Source organism: Aeribacillus sp. FSL k6-2211 (assembly GCF_037966125.1).
GTDB lineage: Bacteria > Bacillota > Bacilli > Bacillales > Aeribacillaceae > Aeribacillus > Aeribacillus composti.
Genome location: NZ_CP150190.1, coordinates 2,979,007 through 2,996,344 on the forward strand (window position 1 = coordinate 2,979,007; position 17,338 = coordinate 2,996,344).

Annotated in this window: 14 protein-coding genes; 4 read left to right on the forward strand and 10 right to left on the reverse strand. The window is 41.3% G+C overall.

Annotated elements, in window-relative coordinates; all coding sequences use genetic code 11:
• Window positions 1-120: 120 nt before the first annotated feature.
• The 6 genes from pyk to dnaE all read right to left on the reverse strand — a co-directional run bounded on the left by pyk (window position 121) and on the right by dnaE (window position 9,772).
• On the reverse strand, window positions 121-1,881 hold the full coding sequence (gene pyk / locus NSU19_RS14405; RefSeq protein WP_130156149.1) for a pyruvate kinase: 1,761 nt from the start codon (window positions 1,879-1,881) through the stop codon (window positions 121-123).
• 49 nt (window positions 1,882-1,930) lie between these two features.
• The gene (pfkA, locus tag NSU19_RS14410) at window positions 1,931-2,890 is read right to left on the reverse strand and encodes a 6-phosphofructokinase (RefSeq protein ID WP_063387397.1); all 960 of its coding nucleotides are present in this window, start codon (window positions 2,888-2,890) and stop codon (window positions 1,931-1,933) included.
• A gap of 179 nt (window positions 2,891-3,069) precedes the next feature.
• Window positions 3,070-4,044 (reverse strand): acetyl-CoA carboxylase carboxyl transferase subunit alpha, encoded by a 975-nt coding sequence (gene accA, locus NSU19_RS14415; protein WP_063387396.1) that lies wholly within the window; start codon window positions 4,042-4,044, stop codon window positions 3,070-3,072.
• Window positions 4,038-4,901, reverse strand: coding sequence for an acetyl-CoA carboxylase, carboxyltransferase subunit beta (gene accD, locus NSU19_RS14420; protein WP_066247816.1), 864 nt, complete (start codon window positions 4,899-4,901; stop codon window positions 4,038-4,040). Before accD ends, accA begins: the two co-directional genes overlap by 7 nt.
• A gap of 192 nt (window positions 4,902-5,093) precedes the next feature.
• The gene (locus NSU19_RS14425; protein WP_066247817.1) at window positions 5,094-6,326 is read right to left on the reverse strand and encodes a malic enzyme-like NAD(P)-binding protein; all 1,233 of its coding nucleotides are present in this window, start codon (window positions 6,324-6,326) and stop codon (window positions 5,094-5,096) included.
• 107 nt (window positions 6,327-6,433) lie between these two features.
• Window positions 6,434-9,772, reverse strand: coding sequence for a DNA polymerase III subunit alpha (dnaE, locus tag NSU19_RS14430; RefSeq protein ID WP_339197035.1), 3,339 nt, complete (start codon window positions 9,770-9,772; stop codon window positions 6,434-6,436).
• Window positions 9,773-9,985: 213 nt separating this feature from the next.
• On the opposite strand from dnaE, the gene NSU19_RS14435 reads away from it, so the two are divergent.
• Together NSU19_RS14435 and ytrI are read left to right on the forward strand one after the other, a co-directional pair.
• On the forward strand, window positions 9,986-10,324 hold the full coding sequence (locus NSU19_RS14435; protein WP_063387392.1) for a YtrH family sporulation protein: 339 nt from the start codon (window positions 9,986-9,988) through the stop codon (window positions 10,322-10,324).
• Window positions 10,321-10,824, forward strand: a complete 504-nt coding sequence (gene ytrI / locus NSU19_RS14440) for a sporulation membrane protein YtrI (RefSeq protein ID WP_066247820.1) — start codon at window positions 10,321-10,323, stop codon at window positions 10,822-10,824. Before NSU19_RS14435 ends, ytrI begins: the two co-directional genes overlap by 4 nt.
• 46 nt (window positions 10,825-10,870) lie before the next feature.
• Here the strand turns inward: ytrI and NSU19_RS14445 are convergent, their stop codons facing one another.
• On the reverse strand, window positions 10,871-11,809 hold the full coding sequence (locus tag NSU19_RS14445) for a bifunctional oligoribonuclease/PAP phosphatase NrnA (RefSeq protein WP_130156151.1): 939 nt from the start codon (window positions 11,807-11,809) through the stop codon (window positions 10,871-10,873).
• Between the two features lie 88 nt (window positions 11,810-11,897).
• Here NSU19_RS14445 and NSU19_RS14450 point away from each other — a divergent pair, with 88 nt between their 5' ends.
• Window positions 11,898-12,197 (forward strand): YtpI family protein, encoded by a 300-nt coding sequence (locus NSU19_RS14450; RefSeq protein ID WP_063387389.1) that lies wholly within the window; start codon window positions 11,898-11,900, stop codon window positions 12,195-12,197.
• A 47-nt stretch (window positions 12,198-12,244) separates the two neighbouring features.
• On the opposite strand, the gene NSU19_RS14455 is transcribed toward NSU19_RS14450, so the two are convergent.
• The 3 genes from NSU19_RS14455 to NSU19_RS14465 form a co-directional block, all read right to left on the reverse strand.
• A complete protein-coding gene (locus tag NSU19_RS14455; protein WP_066247825.1) occupies window positions 12,245-13,564 on the reverse strand; it encodes a CBS domain-containing protein in 1,320 nt (439 codons plus the stop codon).
• A 142-nt stretch (window positions 13,565-13,706) separates the two neighbouring features.
• The gene (locus NSU19_RS14460; RefSeq protein WP_063387387.1) at window positions 13,707-14,387 is read right to left on the reverse strand and encodes a metal-dependent hydrolase; all 681 of its coding nucleotides are present in this window, start codon (window positions 14,385-14,387) and stop codon (window positions 13,707-13,709) included.
• Window positions 14,388-14,456: 69 nt separating this feature from the next.
• The gene (locus NSU19_RS14465) at window positions 14,457-15,218 is read right to left on the reverse strand and encodes an SDR family oxidoreductase (protein WP_063387386.1); all 762 of its coding nucleotides are present in this window, start codon (window positions 15,216-15,218) and stop codon (window positions 14,457-14,459) included.
• 174 nt (window positions 15,219-15,392) lie between these two features.
• On the opposite strand from NSU19_RS14465, the gene NSU19_RS14470 reads away from it, so the two are divergent.
• A complete protein-coding gene (locus tag NSU19_RS14470) occupies window positions 15,393-17,060 on the forward strand; it encodes an IS1634 family transposase (RefSeq protein WP_044899596.1) in 1,668 nt (555 codons plus the stop codon).
• Window positions 17,061-17,338 lie beyond the last annotated feature (278 nt).

A 17,338-nucleotide genomic window follows, 5' to 3' on the forward strand; every position in this document is an offset into this window, starting at 1 on the left:
ATATAAAATACCCGTTCCCTACTCTTTACTATACAAAAGGGAGATGTAAAATGCTCGTTTCTTAATCTTTACTATACAAAAAAAGAGAAGGAACTGAAATCCTTCTCCTTTCAATCAAAATTATAGAACGCTCGCATGTCCTTTATAAATCATCCCTTGGATTGCATCCACAGTGACTTCCATACCATCCTTCAAAATTTCTGTTGCATTTTCTACCCCGACAATGACTGGAATGCCAAGGCTCAAACCGACTACGGCCGCATGGCACGTTAAGCCGCCTTCTTCCGTAACAAGTGCAGCTGCTTTTTCAATCGCTTCCATCATGTCTTTGTCGGTTCCATTCGTAACGAGAATTGAACCTTTCACCATTTTCTCAACAGCTTCTTTACTATTCTTTGCAACGATAACCTTTCCAAACGCCGATGCTCGTCCAATCCCTTGACCTTTTCCTAAAACATCGCCAACAACATGGACTTTCATCAGATTTGTGGAACCTGTTTCTCCTACAGGTACTCCGGCTGTAATAATCACTCGATCTCCATGTGTAATAATTCCAGTGTTTATAGATTCACGCACAGCTATGTCAAGCATTTCATCTGTTGTTGTAGCAATTTGTCCTATTGTTGGATGCACACCCCATACAAGGGCAAGCTTACGGCATACTTTACTGCTGGATGTTACTGCAATAATCGGCGCTTTTGGCCGATATTTCGAAATCATTTTGGCCGTATAGCCGCTGACTGTTGGCGTGATAATGGCCGAAACGTCCAAATTAATCGCCGTATAAGCTACTGATTGTCCAATTGCATTTGTGATCGTTGAATCAGCAACTTTCGTATGTTTCGTTAAGGCTTGGCGATAATCTAAAGCTTGTTCAACGCGGGAAGCAATTTTATGCATCGTCTCCACTGCTTCTACCGGATATAAACCGGCAGCTGTCTCGCCTGAAAGCATAATTGCATCGGTTCCATCAAAAATAGCGTTTGCTACATCGCTGGCTTCCGCCCGGGTAGGTCTTGGGTTTCGCTGCATCGAATCAAGCATTTGAGTAGCAGTGATAACAGGTTTTCCTAATTGATTGCATTTGCGAATCAGTTCCTTTTGGACAAGCGGAACATCTTCAGCGGGAATTTCTACTCCTAAATCTCCTCGAGCAACCATTAGCCCGTCGGAAACTTCCAAAATTTGATCAATATTGTCAACGCCTTCTTGATTTTCTATTTTCGGGATAATTTGAATATCGTCAGCTTGGTGTTCCTCCAACAGTTGACGAATTTCCAATACATCGGAAGCGCGGCGAACAAATGATGCAGCGATAAAATCGACTCCCTGCTCAATGCCAAACAAAATATCTTTTGCATCTTTCTCCGTAATTCCAGGAAGATTGACACTAACTCCAGGAACATTGACTCCTTTTTTATTTTTCAAAATTCCGCTGTTTAATACCTTCGTTTCAATTTCCTGTTTTTCTTTATCAATCTTTGTAACTTCTAAACCAATTAATCCGTCATCAAGCAATATTTTAGAACCAACGGAAACATCATTGATTAATCCTTTATATGTAACCGAAATTTTTTCTTTCGTGCCGACAACCTCTTCCATTGAAATAAGAAGGCGGGATCCTGCTTCTAATTGTATCTCCCCGTTTTCCATTGTATGCGTTCGAATCTCAGGGCCTTTTGTGTCCAATAATATTGCAACACTTTTGCCCAAGCGCTTCGCTGCCTCCCGAATGTTTTGAATTCTCGCTTTATGCTCCTCATGATCTCCATGCGAAAAATTGAGCCGTGCCACATTCATGCCGGCCTTAATTAGTTTTTCCAACATTTCGATGCTCTCGCTTGCAGGACCTATTGTACAAACAATTTTCGTTTTTCGCATAAATTGGCATACCTCCTAAACATTATGAAAACGATCCCATGTTCATACTTTATATAGAAAGTTCTTTTGAAAGCTTGTACATTGACTTATCAACCGTATGAGGCTGATCCAAAATTTCTAAAATGTCATGATCCACAAGCTGATTATTTTGGATGCCTACACATCGTCCGCCTTTACCATTAAGAAGCAGTTCCACCGCATAAGCGCCTAGTCTGCTTGCCAATACTCTATCAAATGCGGTAGGCGATCCGCCGCGTTGAATGTGGCCTAATACAGAAACACGCGTTTCAAAGTTTGTCATCTCTTTGATCTTTTGGCCTATTTCGACGCCGCTTCCCACACCTTCAGCGACAATAATAATACTATGTTTTTTCCCTCTTTCATGGCCTCGTTTTAATCGATCGATGATTTCCTCTATTTTGAAATCTGCTTCCGGAATTAAAATGGTTTCCGCACCTCCGGCAAGCCCGGACCATAAAGCGATGTCACCGGCATCCCGCCCCATTACTTCTATTACGTATGTACGCTCATGGGAGGTAGCTGTATCACGAATTTTATCAATTGCTTGTATCACCGTATTAAGTGCTGTATCAAAACCGATCGTATAGTCAGTTCCAGGTATGTCATTGTCGATGGTGCCCGGCACCCCAACGCATGGATATCCATGTTCAGTCAACTTTTTTGCGCCCATGTAGGAGCCGTTTCCGCCAATAACGACAAGACCTTCAATCCCGAATTTCTTCAATTGTTCAATTCCTTTTTTTTGTCCTTCGATTGTTTTAAATTCTTCGCACCGTGCCGTATAGAGCATCGTTCCACCGCGATGAATGATGTCACCTACTGAACCAAGTTCAAGCTTTTGAATTTTTCCCGAAATAAGACCTGAGTAACCATTATAAATTCCATAAACTTCTAATCCATGAAAAATTCCTTTGCGGACAACGGCACGAATTGCAGCGTTCATACCAGGAGAATCGCCGCCGCTCGTTAAAACGCCGATTTTTTTCATAATTTCACCTCTCTTGGACTGCTCAAACAAAGCTTACATAAAATAATGATCATATTATCTGATAATCGCTGAGCATAGTAAGCTTAGAATAGTTAAATTCTTTATTATTATACACAAAAAGAAGCGATGCGAAAGATAAAAATAAAAAAATAACGTGCGGCTCCATCAAGGAGCGCACGTTACTGCGTATTTGTCACTTGTTCGTCAATAACGGCCCCAATACTTTTAAATTTTTCGTACCGATGCCTGATCAGCTCTTCTCCGCTCATATTGGTCAATTCTTTTAATGATCGTTTTAAAGCCTGTTCAATGTGTTTAGCTTGCAATTGGACATCCCTATGTGCCCCGCCTTTTACTTCCGGAATGATATCATCAATGACACCAAGCTCTTTTAAATCTTGGGCAGTGATCTTCATTGTTTCTGCCGCTTTTTTAGCTAAGCCGGCATCCTTCCATAATAGGGCGGCAGCCCCTTCGGGAGAAATAACTGAATAAGTAGAATTTTCCAACATATATATATGATTTCCTACTCCTAATGCTAATGCGCCGCCGCTTCCCCCTTCTCCAATGACAATACATATAATTGGAACAGAAAAACCGGCCATTTCAAACAAATTTCTGGCAATTGCTTCACTTTGTCCCCGCTCTTCTGCAGCTTTTCCTGGGTAAGCTCCTTTTGTATCGATAAATGTAATAATAGGGCGGTTAAACTTGTTCGCCTGTTTCATAAGGCGCAATGCTTTACGGTAACCTTCAGGATGCGGCATACCAAAATTTCTTCGGATATTGTCTTTCGTATCTTTTCCTCTTTGCTGCCCGATTACCGTTACAGGGATCCCATGAAATTTTGCAACGCCTCCTACAATCGCTTCGTCATCACCAAAATATCTGTCTCCGTGGCATTCGAAAAAATTTTCAAATAACAGCTCAATATAATCAAGCGTTGTAGGGCGATTCGGATGGCGTGCGATTTGGACGCGATTCCACGGGGAGAGGTGATCATATATTTCCTTTTCTAAATTTTTTAGTCTTGTTTCCAGCTTTTCAATTTCAGCCGACAAATCTACATCCGCTGTTTTTGTAAATTCCTTTAATTCATGAATTTTTTTCTTTAATTCTATAATCGGCTTTTCAAATTCCAGTTCTCCTACCAATCTACATCCCCCTTTGCTTGGTGTATATCCAAGAGGTTGATTAACGTATCCCGCAGTTGGTGGCGGTGCAATACAGAATCAAGCTGCCCATGCTTCAGCAGAAATTCAGCAGTTTGGAAATCTTCCGGAAGCTCTTCTCTGATCGTTTGTTCTATGATTCTGCGCCCTGCAAAACCGATTAATGCACCAGGCTCGGCAAAATTGTAGTCACCTAAAGAAGCGAAGCTAGCCGATACTCCCCCTGTAGTCGGATGGGTCATAACCGAAATAATGAGTCCGCCTTCATCGCTGAATAATTTTAAAGCAGCGCTAGTTTTCGCCATCTGCATTAAACTGAGGACGCCTTCTTGCATACGAGCACCGCCTGAAGCTGTGAAAATAATAAAGGGGATGTTTTTTTTCTTCGCTTTTTCAATTGCCCTTGTAATTTTTTCTCCAACTACCGAACCCATGCTCCCCATGCGAAAACTCGCATCCATAACGGCAATCACTACTGGAAATCCGCCGATTGTTCCTTCGCCTGTCACGACAGCTTCATTTAGCTTCGTTTTCTCTTTGTCTTTTTCTAGCTTTTCTAAATACCCTTCAAAATTAAGAGGGTTTTCAGAACGCATATCGCTGTCATATTCTAAAAAGCTGCCATGATCTAAAAGGCTGGCAATTCTTTCTCTCGCTCCCATTTGAAAATGGTAGCCGCAGTTGTTGCACACTTTTAAATTTTTTTCAATTTCTTTTGAGTACATAATCTTTTTACATTTTGGACATTTTGTCATAATACCTTCAGGAACATCATATTTTGCATGTCCGGAAGGGATCGATGCATATTTTTTCTTTTTTGAAAAAATGTTTTTTATCAAAATAGAACCTCCCTTTTTGGCTGAATAATGTCTTCATTGCAAGGGATGACACCTTCAATCAATCTTAAATCTTCCGGATCTTCTTTATATATCTTTTGAGAGGTATTCAAATATTATAAATATATCATATTTTTCTTTCTCCCAACAGCAGAGAAGAGAGGTTTCTCATTCTTTCGCCATTTGTAGCCGCTTTTATTTTCCAATAATAGCAAGCTTTCTTGTTTTTTCCGCAACTTCTTCCGGATCTACTTTTATGCGTGCAACACCTGTTTCCATTGCCGTTTTCGCAACAGCTGCAGCAACACATGGTGCAACCCTCGGATCAAACGGCGCCGGAATAACATAATCAGGACGAAGCTCATCTTCCTTAATAAGAGAAGCAATCGCTTCAGCAGCAGCCATTTTCATCTGTTCATTTATATGTGTTGCTCTTACATCCAATGCTCCACGGAAAATCCCTGGAAATGCTAAAACGTTATTCACCTGGTTAGGGAAATCTGAACGTCCTGTTCCAATGACTTTTGCTCCAGCTTCTTTCGCATCGTCAGGCATAATTTCCGGATCTGGATTGGCCATAGCGAAAATGATCGGATTATCCGCCATTAATTTTACCATTTCTTTTGTTAGTGCTCCTGCGACTGACACACCGATAAAAACATCCGCTCCTTCGATTACATCGGCCAAAGAGCCCTCTAAGCGATCATGATTTGTATATTTAGCCACTTCAGCTTTTATGCTGTTCATTCCGTAAGGGCGTCCATCGAAAATGGCTCCTTTTGAATCGCACAAAATAATGTCACGAACACCATAGCGATATAATAATTTTATAATAGCTATTCCAGCCGCTCCTGCTCCGTTTGCGACAACTTTAATATTTGACATCTCTTTGCCGACCAGCTTCAACGCATTTAATAAACCAGCGACAGTTACAATGGCGGTTCCGTGTTGATCGTCATGGAAAATCGGAATGTTCGTTTCCTTTTTTAAACGCTCTTCAATTTCGAAGCAATTTGGTGCGGCAATATCTTCCAAGTTTATGCCGCCAAAAGTCGGCTCAAGAAGCTTTACTGTCTCAATAATTTTTTCCACATCTGTCGTATCTATACAAATCGGGAACGCATCGACACCTGCAAAGCTTTTAAATAAAACAGCTTTTCCTTCCATGACAGGGAGAGCTGCCTCCGGTCCGATGTTTCCAAGCCCTAAAACGGCTGTTCCATCAGAGACAACCGCCACCATATTCCCCTTCATCGTATACTCATACACTTTGCTTTTATCATCATAAATTGCCTTGCACGGCTCAGCCACTCCAGGAGAGTATGCTAAACTTAAATCTTTTGCATTTCGTACCGGAATTTTTGATTTTGTTTCAAGTTTTCCCTTCTGAACACTATGAATATGTAATGCTTCTTCTCTTAATGACAACCTTTATCACTCCTTAACAACATGGATAATCGTCAAAATGGAAAGACCACTTTTTAGATATTTCTAAAATATTATACATGCAATCCGTTGTAAAGAAAAAGACATGTTTATTCTCTCAAGGCGACATTCCTTTCTCCGAGCAATGCCCGCAATCGATTCAAACATTGTTCAGACGGTTGTACACCAAATGTTTCGGGAAGTTTGACCGCTTTCTTTTTTCGTTCATGGTAAATAAATACAGGTATGCTGCCTGGATAATCCTGCAATACTTTTTTTATTTCGAGAAGCTTTTGTTTCTCTGATGCTTCATCTGCAATTTTTAAAAATAAAGCACGCTGCCGTTTAAATTCCGAGATGTCTTTTACGTCTTGAATTATATATTGAACATGTTCATTTCTAATTTCCGGTTTTCCGGTCAACAAATATACATTCCCTTTCTTTATTTTTCCGCTGAACTTTGCGTATTCATTAGGAAACAAGACCGCTTCTACATCCCCGCTTTGATCGCTTATATTGAGAAAAGCCATCGCCTGGCCGCTTTTTGTGCGAATTGCCTTTACGTTCGTCACATACGCGCCCACATGAACTTTTTTTTCAATCCATTGCGATAAATCCATTAATCGAACTGCCCCCAGCTGCTTCAAAACCGAATCGTAAGGCTGAATCGGATGGCTTGATAAATAAAATCCTAATGTTTCCTTTTCGAATTTTAATTTTTCTTCAATGGTGAACGGTTCCACTTCCACATACTTTGGTTTAATCGCAGCAAGATCGTCAAGCGGAAAAACGATTTGCTCTTTTTCATCCATTTTGAACAATTCTGCATGCTCGAGCGCAACATCAATACTAGCAAGCAACGTTGCCCGATCTTGCCCAAAATCATCCATCGCACCAGAAAAAATGAGCGCTTCTATTGTTCGGCGATTGACTGCCTTTGAAGACATCCTGATACAAAAATCAAACAAATCTTCAAAAGGCTTCTTTTTTCTTTCTTTTGCAATTTCTTTCATGGCGGCAATGCCAACATTTTTAATCGAGGCAAGTCCGAATCGGATAGATCCGTTTTCCACTAAAAAAGAAAAACCGCTTTTATGAATGGACGGCGGCAGGATTGTAATTCCCATTTCTGAAGCTTCTCGAACATATTGCGCTAATTTTTCTTGATTTCCTCCGATGCTCGACATTAACGCAGCCATAAAATATAAAGGATAGTGGGCTTTTAAATAAGCAAGCTGATAGGCAATCATGCTGTAGGCAACAGCGTGGCTGCGGTTAAAACCGTAGTTGGCAAATTTAACAATGAGATCGTATACTTTATTCGCGGTTTTTTCGTCGTATCCTTTTTTTAAACAACCTATAATAAAGCGATTTCTGTTTTCATCCAAAATCGTTTTAATTTTTTTGCCGACGGCCCGTCTCAACAGGTCTGCTTCCCCTAACGAAAAACCGGCCATTTTCGCTGCGATTTCCATTATTTGCTCTTGATACACAATGACTCCGTATGTTTTTTCTAAAATAGGCTGCAAATCTTTATGCAAATATTCTACCGGCATCCGGCCGTGCTTCCGTTCGATATAGACAGGAATGTTTTCCATCGGTCCTGGACGATACAAAGCATTAACCGCAACCAAATCTTCCAAATTAGTAGGTTTTAGCTTTTGTAAAACTTTCCTCATTCCTTCTGACTCAAATTGGAACACACCTGTCGTATTTCCTTCCGATAAAAGGGAAAACGTTTTTTCATCATCATAATTTGTAAAGTGAACAGAGAGCTTTGTTCCCTCGTAACGTTCAATTAAACGTTTGATATCTTCTATTAACGTTAAATTTCGCAGACCTAAAAAATCGATTTTCAACAGCCCGATTTCTTCTAAAAAATCCATTGAATATTGTGTTAAATATATATTGTGATGACCATTTTGAATTGGAATGACTTCAGTCAGCGGATGATCGCTTAGCACCACTCCCGCAGCATGCGTCGATACATGGCGTGGCAAGCCTTCCAGCTTTAAAGCCGTTTCAAAAATTTCCTTTCCTTTTTCCATTGAATGAAGGATGTTTCGAAATGCTGCCGATTGTTCAAATGCTTCTCTTAAAGTAATTCCAAGCTTTGAAGGTATGTGCTTTGCGAGCACATCCACCTCTTTATTCGAAGCTCCAAGCGCTTTTGCCACATCTCGAATAGCAGCTTTGGCCGCAAAAGTACCGAAAGTGATGATTTGAGCCACATGCCCTTTTCCATATTTTCGCGCAACATATTCAATCATTTCATCCCGTCTTGTATCCGGAAAATCAATATCGATATCTGGCATAGAAACACGTTCAGGATTTAAAAAACGCTCAAACAATAGATTATAGCGAATTGGATCTACATTCGTAATATCTAGTACATATGCCACTAAAGAGCCGGCTGCTGAACCGCGGCCTGGACCGGTTACAATACCTTTTTCATGCGCGTATTTCATAAAATCCCAAACGATTAAAAAATAATCGCTAAAATTCATTTTTTTTATAACAGACAGCTCATACGAAAGCCTTTTGACATACTCGTCCGAAGGGGATGTTACTTTTTTTCTTAATCCTTCAAAGCACAGCTGTTCAAGAAAATCATCGCTGCTCAATCCTCCAGAAAAGGGGTATTTGGGCAATTTTGTTTTGCCTAATTCTATTTCAACATGGCATTCGGAGGCGATCCGAACAGTATTCTCAATGGAATCAGGAAAGTTCGCGAAATTGTTTAGCATTTCCGCCGGGGATTTTAAATAATATTCGGAAGCAAACGCTGCGTCTTGTTCTTCTACAGTCGTTCCGTCTTTAATCGCCAGCAAACAGCGGTGTGCAAATGCATCATCCCTTTCAACATATAAAACATCGTTCGTTGCGACAATCGGAACTTTGATCGTTTCTCTCAGCTCCGCAATTTTTTCATTTAATTGCTGCTCTTCCGGCAAGCCGTGATTTTGTACGGATATGTAAAAAGAATTGGGATCGAGCATGCTTTGAAAAAACTCCACCGCTTTTCCTGCCTCTGCAATCTGTCCGTTTATAAGCAGCTGCTCAATCAAGCCTTGTCTGCCAGGTGTGATCACAAAAAGATCCCTGCTGTATTGTTTAAAAAAAGAAAGCGGAAGTCCTTTCGGAAACTTTGTTTGCAGCAAACTGCTTAATTTAAGCAAATTGCGGTATCCGCTGTTATTTTTAGCAAGCAAAACAAAAGGATACGGTTCGTTTTTTATGATAACGGTAGCAGTTAAACCGAAAATCGGTTTAATCCCGTGTTCTTTACAAATTTTATAAAAAGAGATCGCTCCATACATGACATGATGGTCTGTCAAGGCTAGAGCTGTTTGACCAGTTTTTTTCGCATAGCGGACAAGCTTGTCCAATCCAGCAGCACTAGCCAGCAAACTATAGGCGCTCTTCACTTGTAGGTGAACAAAAGGCAATGAAGACCCCACCTTTTTTCAATGATTTCTTAAAACAATTATAGTCATTGTTTTCAATGAAAGACAAACTTCATACTTTCATCTTCCCATCCATATACATATAAAGAAAGAGAATAAACCAAGCCTTTTCACTGCTTGCTGAAACCGGCTATTTAGCAAGTTTATTATAATCATATTTCCCCAATGAACGGAAGAAAGGATGGTGGAAGCTCAATGGAAACAGATACTTTTATTGCAACCTTTATTAAAGTGTATTTTATTGCGTTAGGAGTCATTTTCGGCGGCTCGTTAATCGGCGGTATTGGCGCATATATTACAGGCGATGCTCCTCTCACCTCCATTTTCAGAATGGCAAACAAATTGAAAATTTGGGCTCTTGTTGCAGCTATTGGAGGGACGTTTGATGCGTTTTACAGCTTTGAACGAGGGATTTTTGAAGGAGCGACAAAGGACATTGTGAAACAGATTTTGTTAATCATTTCCGCCATGGGCGGTTCTCAAACAGGCTGGCTCTTAATCTCTTGGTTCACACAGGAGCATGTTTCGCAATGAGAATCCCGCCTTATTATAAAAAGCCTTCATGGCAGCGTTTTTTTGCCGGAGTTGCCGTAGGAGCTCTTATTAGCTGGGGGTTTTTTCTATATTCCTTTGGCTATTACCAAGAAAAACAAGTAAAAATCATTTCAACACAGCAAGAAACGATCGAACAATTAAAAAACGACATTCAAATTTGGCAGAGGGATTACAAAGAGCTAAATAAGAGAAACTTAGAATTATTGACTGTACAGGATGTCAAAATCGAAATTAAAAATGCGGAAAAATATAAGCTGGATGAATTAATGAAATATTCGATTGAAAATACGATCAAAAACGATTTAGCTGATTTAATTGCAAAAGATATTGACAGTGTTGTGAAAACAAGGCATTTAATTGCCAAAACGATTGAAAATAGAAAATATAAAATAGATGACAAAGAATACAACGCTACTGTCGTGGAGCTTGTCATTACACCGACCATTATTGTTGAAGTAGAATTGAAATTGAGCAAATAATAATGCCAACTTTTCTCCTATTATGAGGAGGGAAAAAGCGCCCTCCTTAAGATGTTTTACATAAAGCGACCAGCTCTTGAATGATTTGATCCGCAGTTTCCCAGCTGTCGATCGTAGCTCCGGCCGCAAGCGGATGGCCTCCGCCTTTAAAGCGTTTTGCAAGCTCATTGATCACGATTCCCTTCGAGCGGAATCTGACCCGAATTTCGTTGTTTTCCTCGACAAACAGCACCCACGCCTTGATCCCTTCAATATTTCCTAAAGCACCGACGAGCTGTGAAGCTTCGGAAGGAGTGACGCGGTATTCGTCCAATAGTTCTTTAGGAAGCTTTATATAAGCGGCCCCTGAATCAGTCAAAACGAAATTTTGCAGGACGTAACCGTTCAGCTTCGCCACATTAAGTTTCGTTTTATACATTTCGTCGTATATTTGCGTAAATGAAAACCCATAGTCTATAATCTCGCTTGCATATTGGAACGTTTTTTTCGTCGTATTTGAAAACAAAAATCTTCCTGTATCCCCAACAATTCCGGCATAAATGAGACTGGCTGCTTTTTTCGATAACGTTAAGCCTTGATCTTTGCCAAATAGATAAAATTCATAAATCATTTCGCTGACAGAGCTGGCAGATGTGTCTACCCAGACTATATCTCCATAAGGATCTTCATTTGGATGATGATCGATTTTGATCAATTTTTTCCCTTTATCATATCTTTGATCGCAAATTCGTTCTTGGTTTGCTGTGTCACATACGATGACGAGCGCTTCTTGATAGACGTCATCTTGAATTTCATCCATTTTGTACAAAAACGTTAAAGAAGGCTCATCGTTGCCGACTACATATATGTTTTTTTCAGGAAACGATTCTTTTAACAATTCCGCAAGCCCGCACTGAGAACCGTATGCATCAGGATCCGGCCGGACATGTCTATGTATAATAATCGTATCGAATGCTTTTATTTCATTTAAAATCTGTTGTTTCATTTCAGCTCTCCTTTATCATCATAAATGTTTTATTTCATCATTTACTAATGGTAAAATGATAATCGATACTTAGATGGAGGTTGACATCATGCCTGTTTTAGCTATCCTAACGGTCATTTCTTTATCTTTTTATGTTTTTTACAAAATCAAATATTTTCGCACGAAACGTCCGATGGAAAGAAGCTGGATTTCATCTAAATCTAGCATTTCTCTAGGATTGTTTGTCTTCTTTTTCGGATTAAACCAAATGTTTTTAAACCGATCCACTGTTGCGCTCATCGTCGGTGTTGTTTTTATTATAACAGGTTGTCTGAGCATTTGGGCAGGATATAAAGCTTACAAATATTATTTGCCTTTGGCAATCAAAGAAAGCGAAAATGCCCGCTAAGAAAATTATATGGGAGAGACTGTCCTTATTTTTCAGACAGTCTTTTTTTAATTACGATCCATGATTTGCACCATTAACATAGCTTTGCCGACTAAAGTGTTTTCGTGGAATACTTCCACATCAATTTTCCCGAATTTTCGACCCACGTCTAATATTTTCGGATGAATTTCAATCATGCTTTCCATTTGAACAGGTTTCAAAAAATAAATCGTCATATTCTCAACGACAAGCTCGCCTTTCTTTTTTTGTCTCAAATGATAATTGGCCGCTTCTGTAACTAGAGTTGTGAAGGCACCGTATGAAATGGTACCGAACTGGTTTGTCATTTGCGGTGTTACTTCACATTTAAAAATGTTTGATTCTTTTGCTTCATCAGAAAGATTGATCATCTGCCTCGTGATGATGTCATCAATTTTTTCACCTGTGTGCGGCTGCCGTTCAATTGAATGGAGAGCCTTTAAAACGTCCTGTCTGGAAATCATACCTGATAGGCGGCCGTTTCCGTCCACAACAGGCAATACTTCAATTCCTTCCCAAACCATTATTTGCGCAGCTGAAGCGACAGATGTTTTTCCTGTAACGGTTATCGGACTTTTTGTCATCACTTTTTCAATGGATGTTTTTCGATCTGACGTCATAATATCCTTTGCCGTGACAATTCCAACAACCTTCAAACCTTGATCAATGACCGGGAATCGTCCGTGTCCAGTTTGCCGGTTGTATTCAAACCAGCGTTCAATCGGATCATTCGGGGTTAACGTGACAGTTTTTTCTAACGGGGTCAAAATGTCTTCCACTAACACGATTTCCTTTTTGATCAGCTGGTCATATATCGCTCTGTTTATCATCGTAGCCACTGTAAAAGTATCGTAGCTAGTGGATATTATCGGGAGCTCGAGCTCATCCGCCAGTTTTTTTACATAATCATCTGTGTCAAATCCCCCGGTTATTAAAACGGCGGCTCCTGCTTCCAAAGCCGACTGCTGAGCTTTTGTCCTGTTGCCGACAATGAGCAAGTTTCCAGCACCTGTATATCTCATCATCGCTTCCAATTTCATGGCGCCGATAACGAATTTATTTAATGTTTTATGAAGGCCGGCCCTTCCGCCTAACACTTGTCCGTCGACAATATTGACAACCTCCGCAAATGTCAGCTTTTCAATATTGTCTTTTTTCTTTTTTTCAATTCGAATGGTGCCGACCCTTTCGATTGTGCTGACAAAGCCTTTATTTTCCGCATCTTTAATCGCACGATAGGCAGTTCCTTCACTGACATTCATAACTTTGGCAATTTGTCTGACTGAAATTTTATCTCCGACGGGCAGAGACTCAATATAGTTCAAAATTTGTTCATGCTTTGTCGCCAATTTCTTCCCTCCTTTTAAGTTACAAGATTGGCGAATTCTTCAAACATTTACTTATTTTTTCCTAAAATTTACTGTTTAGCAAACAAATGCTTGGAACTCATAATACGTAAAATGAACGGCTAAAAGCCGTCCATCAAAAATCTCACAGTTCGATTGTTTCTCCTGGTTTCAATAGGAGACCGACACCGTCTGGAAGCTTGGAAACAAAATCTTCAGGGTTTTGCTGGATCACTGGGAACGTGTTGTAATGAATCGGCACGACTTTTTTAGCTCGAATCCATTCTGCTGCTGTAAGAGCATCCTCCGGCCCCATTGTATAATTATCGCCAATCGGCAAAAAGGCTAAATCAATTTCATTGCGTTCTCCAATTAATTTCATATCAGAAAACAATGCTGTATCGCCTGCATGATAAATCGTTTTGTCCTCAGCTGTCAACAAAATTCCTGCTGGCATGCCAGTATACACAATGTTTTGGTTATCTTCCGTATAGCTGGAGCCATGGAAAGCCTGAGTCAGCTTTACTTTTCCAAACTCAAACTCGTATGCTCCCCCGATGCTCATTCCATGGGTTTTAATCCCTTTCCAGCTCAAGTATGTAGCCAGCTCTGCAATCGCCACGACTAACGAATCATTTCTTTTTGCAATCTCAACCGTATCCCCTACATGATCATTATGGCCGTGTGTCAACAAGATGACATCTGCTTTCACATCTTCAACCTTCAAATCGGTTTGCCCGTTCCCATTAATGAACGGATCAATGATAATGTTTTTCCCATTTGTTTCAATTTGAACGATGGAATGACCGTGAAAGGAAACCTTCATAAAAAACCCCTCCTTTTTGAATCTACTTTCATTTTACTGGAAACTTATGCTTTTGAAAACGTTTTATCATTATTGATGAAATCGATGAATGACATTAGCGGCTCCCGTCGCTTCAATTATGGCGCCTGTAATAAAATCTGACTGTTCATCGCACAAAAAGGTTATAATTCTTGCGATATCTTCCCCTGTACCTGATCTTCCAATCGGCGTGTTCACGTCAATATGCTTTCTAGCTTCTTCAATGGTCGCCTCTTTCATTTCCGCCGTAATGTTTCCTGGACAAACCATATTTGCTGTGATGCCGTTTTCCGCCTCTTCAATAGCAATCGTTTTTGTCAAAGAGACTAGTCCGGTCTTAGCCGCGCTGAACGCCGAGCGGTGAAGCCAGCCTGAAGCATCCCCGGCACCTTGGAAGCCGTAGGTAATGATTCGGCCATACTTTTGTTTCCTCATAATCGGGATTGTTCGTTTCACTAAATGAAACACCGAGCTTAAATTTCCTTCAATCATTTCATACCATTCCTGATCAGAATAATCAGCAAGCTTTTTCCTCTCAAATATATACGGACCCGCATTATTAACTAAACAGTCAATACGGCCAAAGCACTGATAAGTTTGATCAATCAGCCGAATTAAATCTTCCTTTTTCGTCACATCACATCGTATAAACAGCAAACGGTCGCGCATAGAAGCATATTTTTCCTGCAGTTGTTCAACTCCTGTTTGATTATTGTGATAACTGACCGTCACGCTGTACCCCTTTTCCAAAAATAATTCGGTCACCTTTCTTCCAAGACCTCTTGAGCCTGCCGTAACAATTGCATGGCGCACCCATCACCCGAGTTCGACAGTTTTGAGGTCATTTTAGGCAAATGGAAATGACCAAAATGCTGTTATATCAAGGGTTTCGTAATGCGGATCCTAGGAAAAAACGCCGAATTTCATAGGCACACGATTTATTAATTTTTCCTTTTAAAAATAAATTTTATACGTTATAATATAGGCATGTACATACGACGAGTCACACGCAAAAACAAGGATGGAACAACCGTTGCTTATCTCCAGCTTGCTCACAATGAATGGGATCCAAAGGCCAAATATGCGAAAGCGAAGGTGATTTATTCATTCGGGCGCGAAGATGAAGTGGATCGCGCCGTCTTGGAACGTCTGGCCAAAAGCATTTCGCGATTCCTTTCTCCTGAGCAGGCTTGGGAAGTCGAAACGTTGACAGGAGAAGCTTCCGATGACTTTCAATTCCAGTCATGCAAACACCTCGGCGGCGTCTGGCTCTTGGATCAGCTCTGGAGACAACTGGGGTTGGGAGAGATTCTCCACTCCTTGTTTACCTCCCGACATCACCAGATTTCGCTGGAACGGCTGATTTTTGCCATGGTGGCGAATCGCGCCCTTCATCCGTCAAGCAAGTTGGCGATGGAGGAGTGGGTGGAGAAAGACGTGTATATCCCTCACCTTTCTCAAGCCGCCAGCCACCAGTTGTACCGGGCGATGGATGAACTGTTGGCCGTGCAGCCGGAATTGGAACGTCAAGTGTTCCATGCTGTGGCCGATTTATTGAATTTGGAAGTCGACTTGATTTACTTCGATACGACTTCGTCGTACTTCGAAGTGGATCCCTCTGAAACACCGGAAGGAGAATCGCTTCGAAAACAAGGATTCTCGAAAGACAAACGCCCAGACTTGGTTCAAATCGTCATTGGGCTGGCTGTCACCCGGGAAGGAATCCCGATTCGCGCTTGGGTATGGCCTGGCAATACGATGGACATGACGGTCATCAAACAGGTGAAACAAGACTTGATTGGCTGGAAGCTTGGACGTGTGATCAGCGTCATGGACCGCGGCTTTTCCTCTGAAGAGAATTTGCGAATCTTGCAACAGGCCGGCGGACACTACATTGTCGGCGAAAAAATGCGATCCGGCAAAGCCGCCGTCGAAGAGGCCTTAAGTCGTCGCGGACGTTATCATGAAGTGGACGAGAATTTGCACATCAAAGAAATCATCGTCGGCGACGGAGAAGCGCGTCAGCGCTATGTTCTCGTGTACAATCCCAGCGAAGCCGAACGCCAACGCAAGGAGCGAGAAAAGCTGCTTGAATCGCTGAAAGAGGAGTTAGAAGGGCTTCGCCAACTCCCAAACGAAGCCCATCATAAGGCGACCTGCCGGTTGCGTTCCCATTCGTCCTACGGAAAATACTTGCGCCAGTTGAAGGACGGAACCCTTCGCATCGACAAGCAAGCGGTTCGTGACGCGGAAAAGTACGACGGCAAATATCTCATCCGGACATCCGATGACACCTTGTCTGCCGAAGATGTCGCCATCGGGTATAAGCAGCTGGTGGATATTGAGCAGGCCTTCCGAACATTGAAGTCTACATTGGAATTGCGGCCTATGTATCATCGCTTGGAAGACCGCATTCGGGCGCATGTGCTGCTCAGTTGGCTTGCTCTCTTGTTAGTTCGGATCGTGGAGATTCGAACCTATGAATCGTGGCCGAACGTAAGGGACGAATGCGAACGTCTCATGCTTGGACATTTTTCTTCAAAAAACGGTGACCTTTATCAACGAACCGAACTGACGGCCAAACAGGCTCAATTCTTTGCGGCTCTAGGGCTGGAGCCTCCTCCGAAGATTCTAGGCATTCATCCTCGCACCTAGATACACGCCCAACGTATGCCCAAATGCCTCTCGTCCCTTTGGTATCAAGGGATGAGAGGCATTTTGTTTGCCTAGTGACTGTCGAACTCGGGCATCAATTCCTCCCTTTATTTACTACAATCATTTTACAATAATTTTTTAAAATGCAAAAACGGAATAGCTTCCACGATTTTTATCAGCAAGAGGTTGGAATGCAAGTGCAAGGCGGCCTTTCCATACAAAAAAGCGGGCACAATGAGTACCCGCCTGTTTCAGCTTATGCGCAGAAGACTGATTTT

Bases quoted from the DNA above. Each gene is read 5' to 3' on its own strand.
- pyk (WP_130156149.1), bottom strand. From the start codon at position 1,881: ATGCGAAAAACGAAAATTGTTTGTACAATAGGTCCTGCAAGCGAGAGC.
- NSU19_RS14450 (WP_063387389.1), top strand. From the start codon at position 11,898: ATGCCTGTTTTAGCTATCCTAACGGTCATTTCTTTATCTTTTTATGTT.
- NSU19_RS14445 (WP_130156151.1), bottom strand. From the start codon at position 11,809: ATGAAACAACAGATTTTAAATGAAATAAAAGCATTCGATACGATTATT.
- NSU19_RS14470 (WP_044899596.1), top strand. From the start codon at position 15,393: ATGTACATACGACGAGTCACACGCAAAAACAAGGATGGAACAACCGTT.
- NSU19_RS14460 (WP_063387387.1), bottom strand. From the start codon at position 14,387: ATGAAGGTTTCCTTTCACGGTCATTCCATCGTTCAAATTGAAACAAAT.
- ytrI (WP_066247820.1), top strand. From the start codon at position 10,321: ATGAGAATCCCGCCTTATTATAAAAAGCCTTCATGGCAGCGTTTTTTT.
- pfkA (WP_063387397.1), bottom strand. From the start codon at position 2,890: ATGAAAAAAATCGGCGTTTTAACGAGCGGCGGCGATTCTCCTGGTATG.
- NSU19_RS14435 (WP_063387392.1), top strand. From the start codon at position 9,986: ATGGAAACAGATACTTTTATTGCAACCTTTATTAAAGTGTATTTTATT.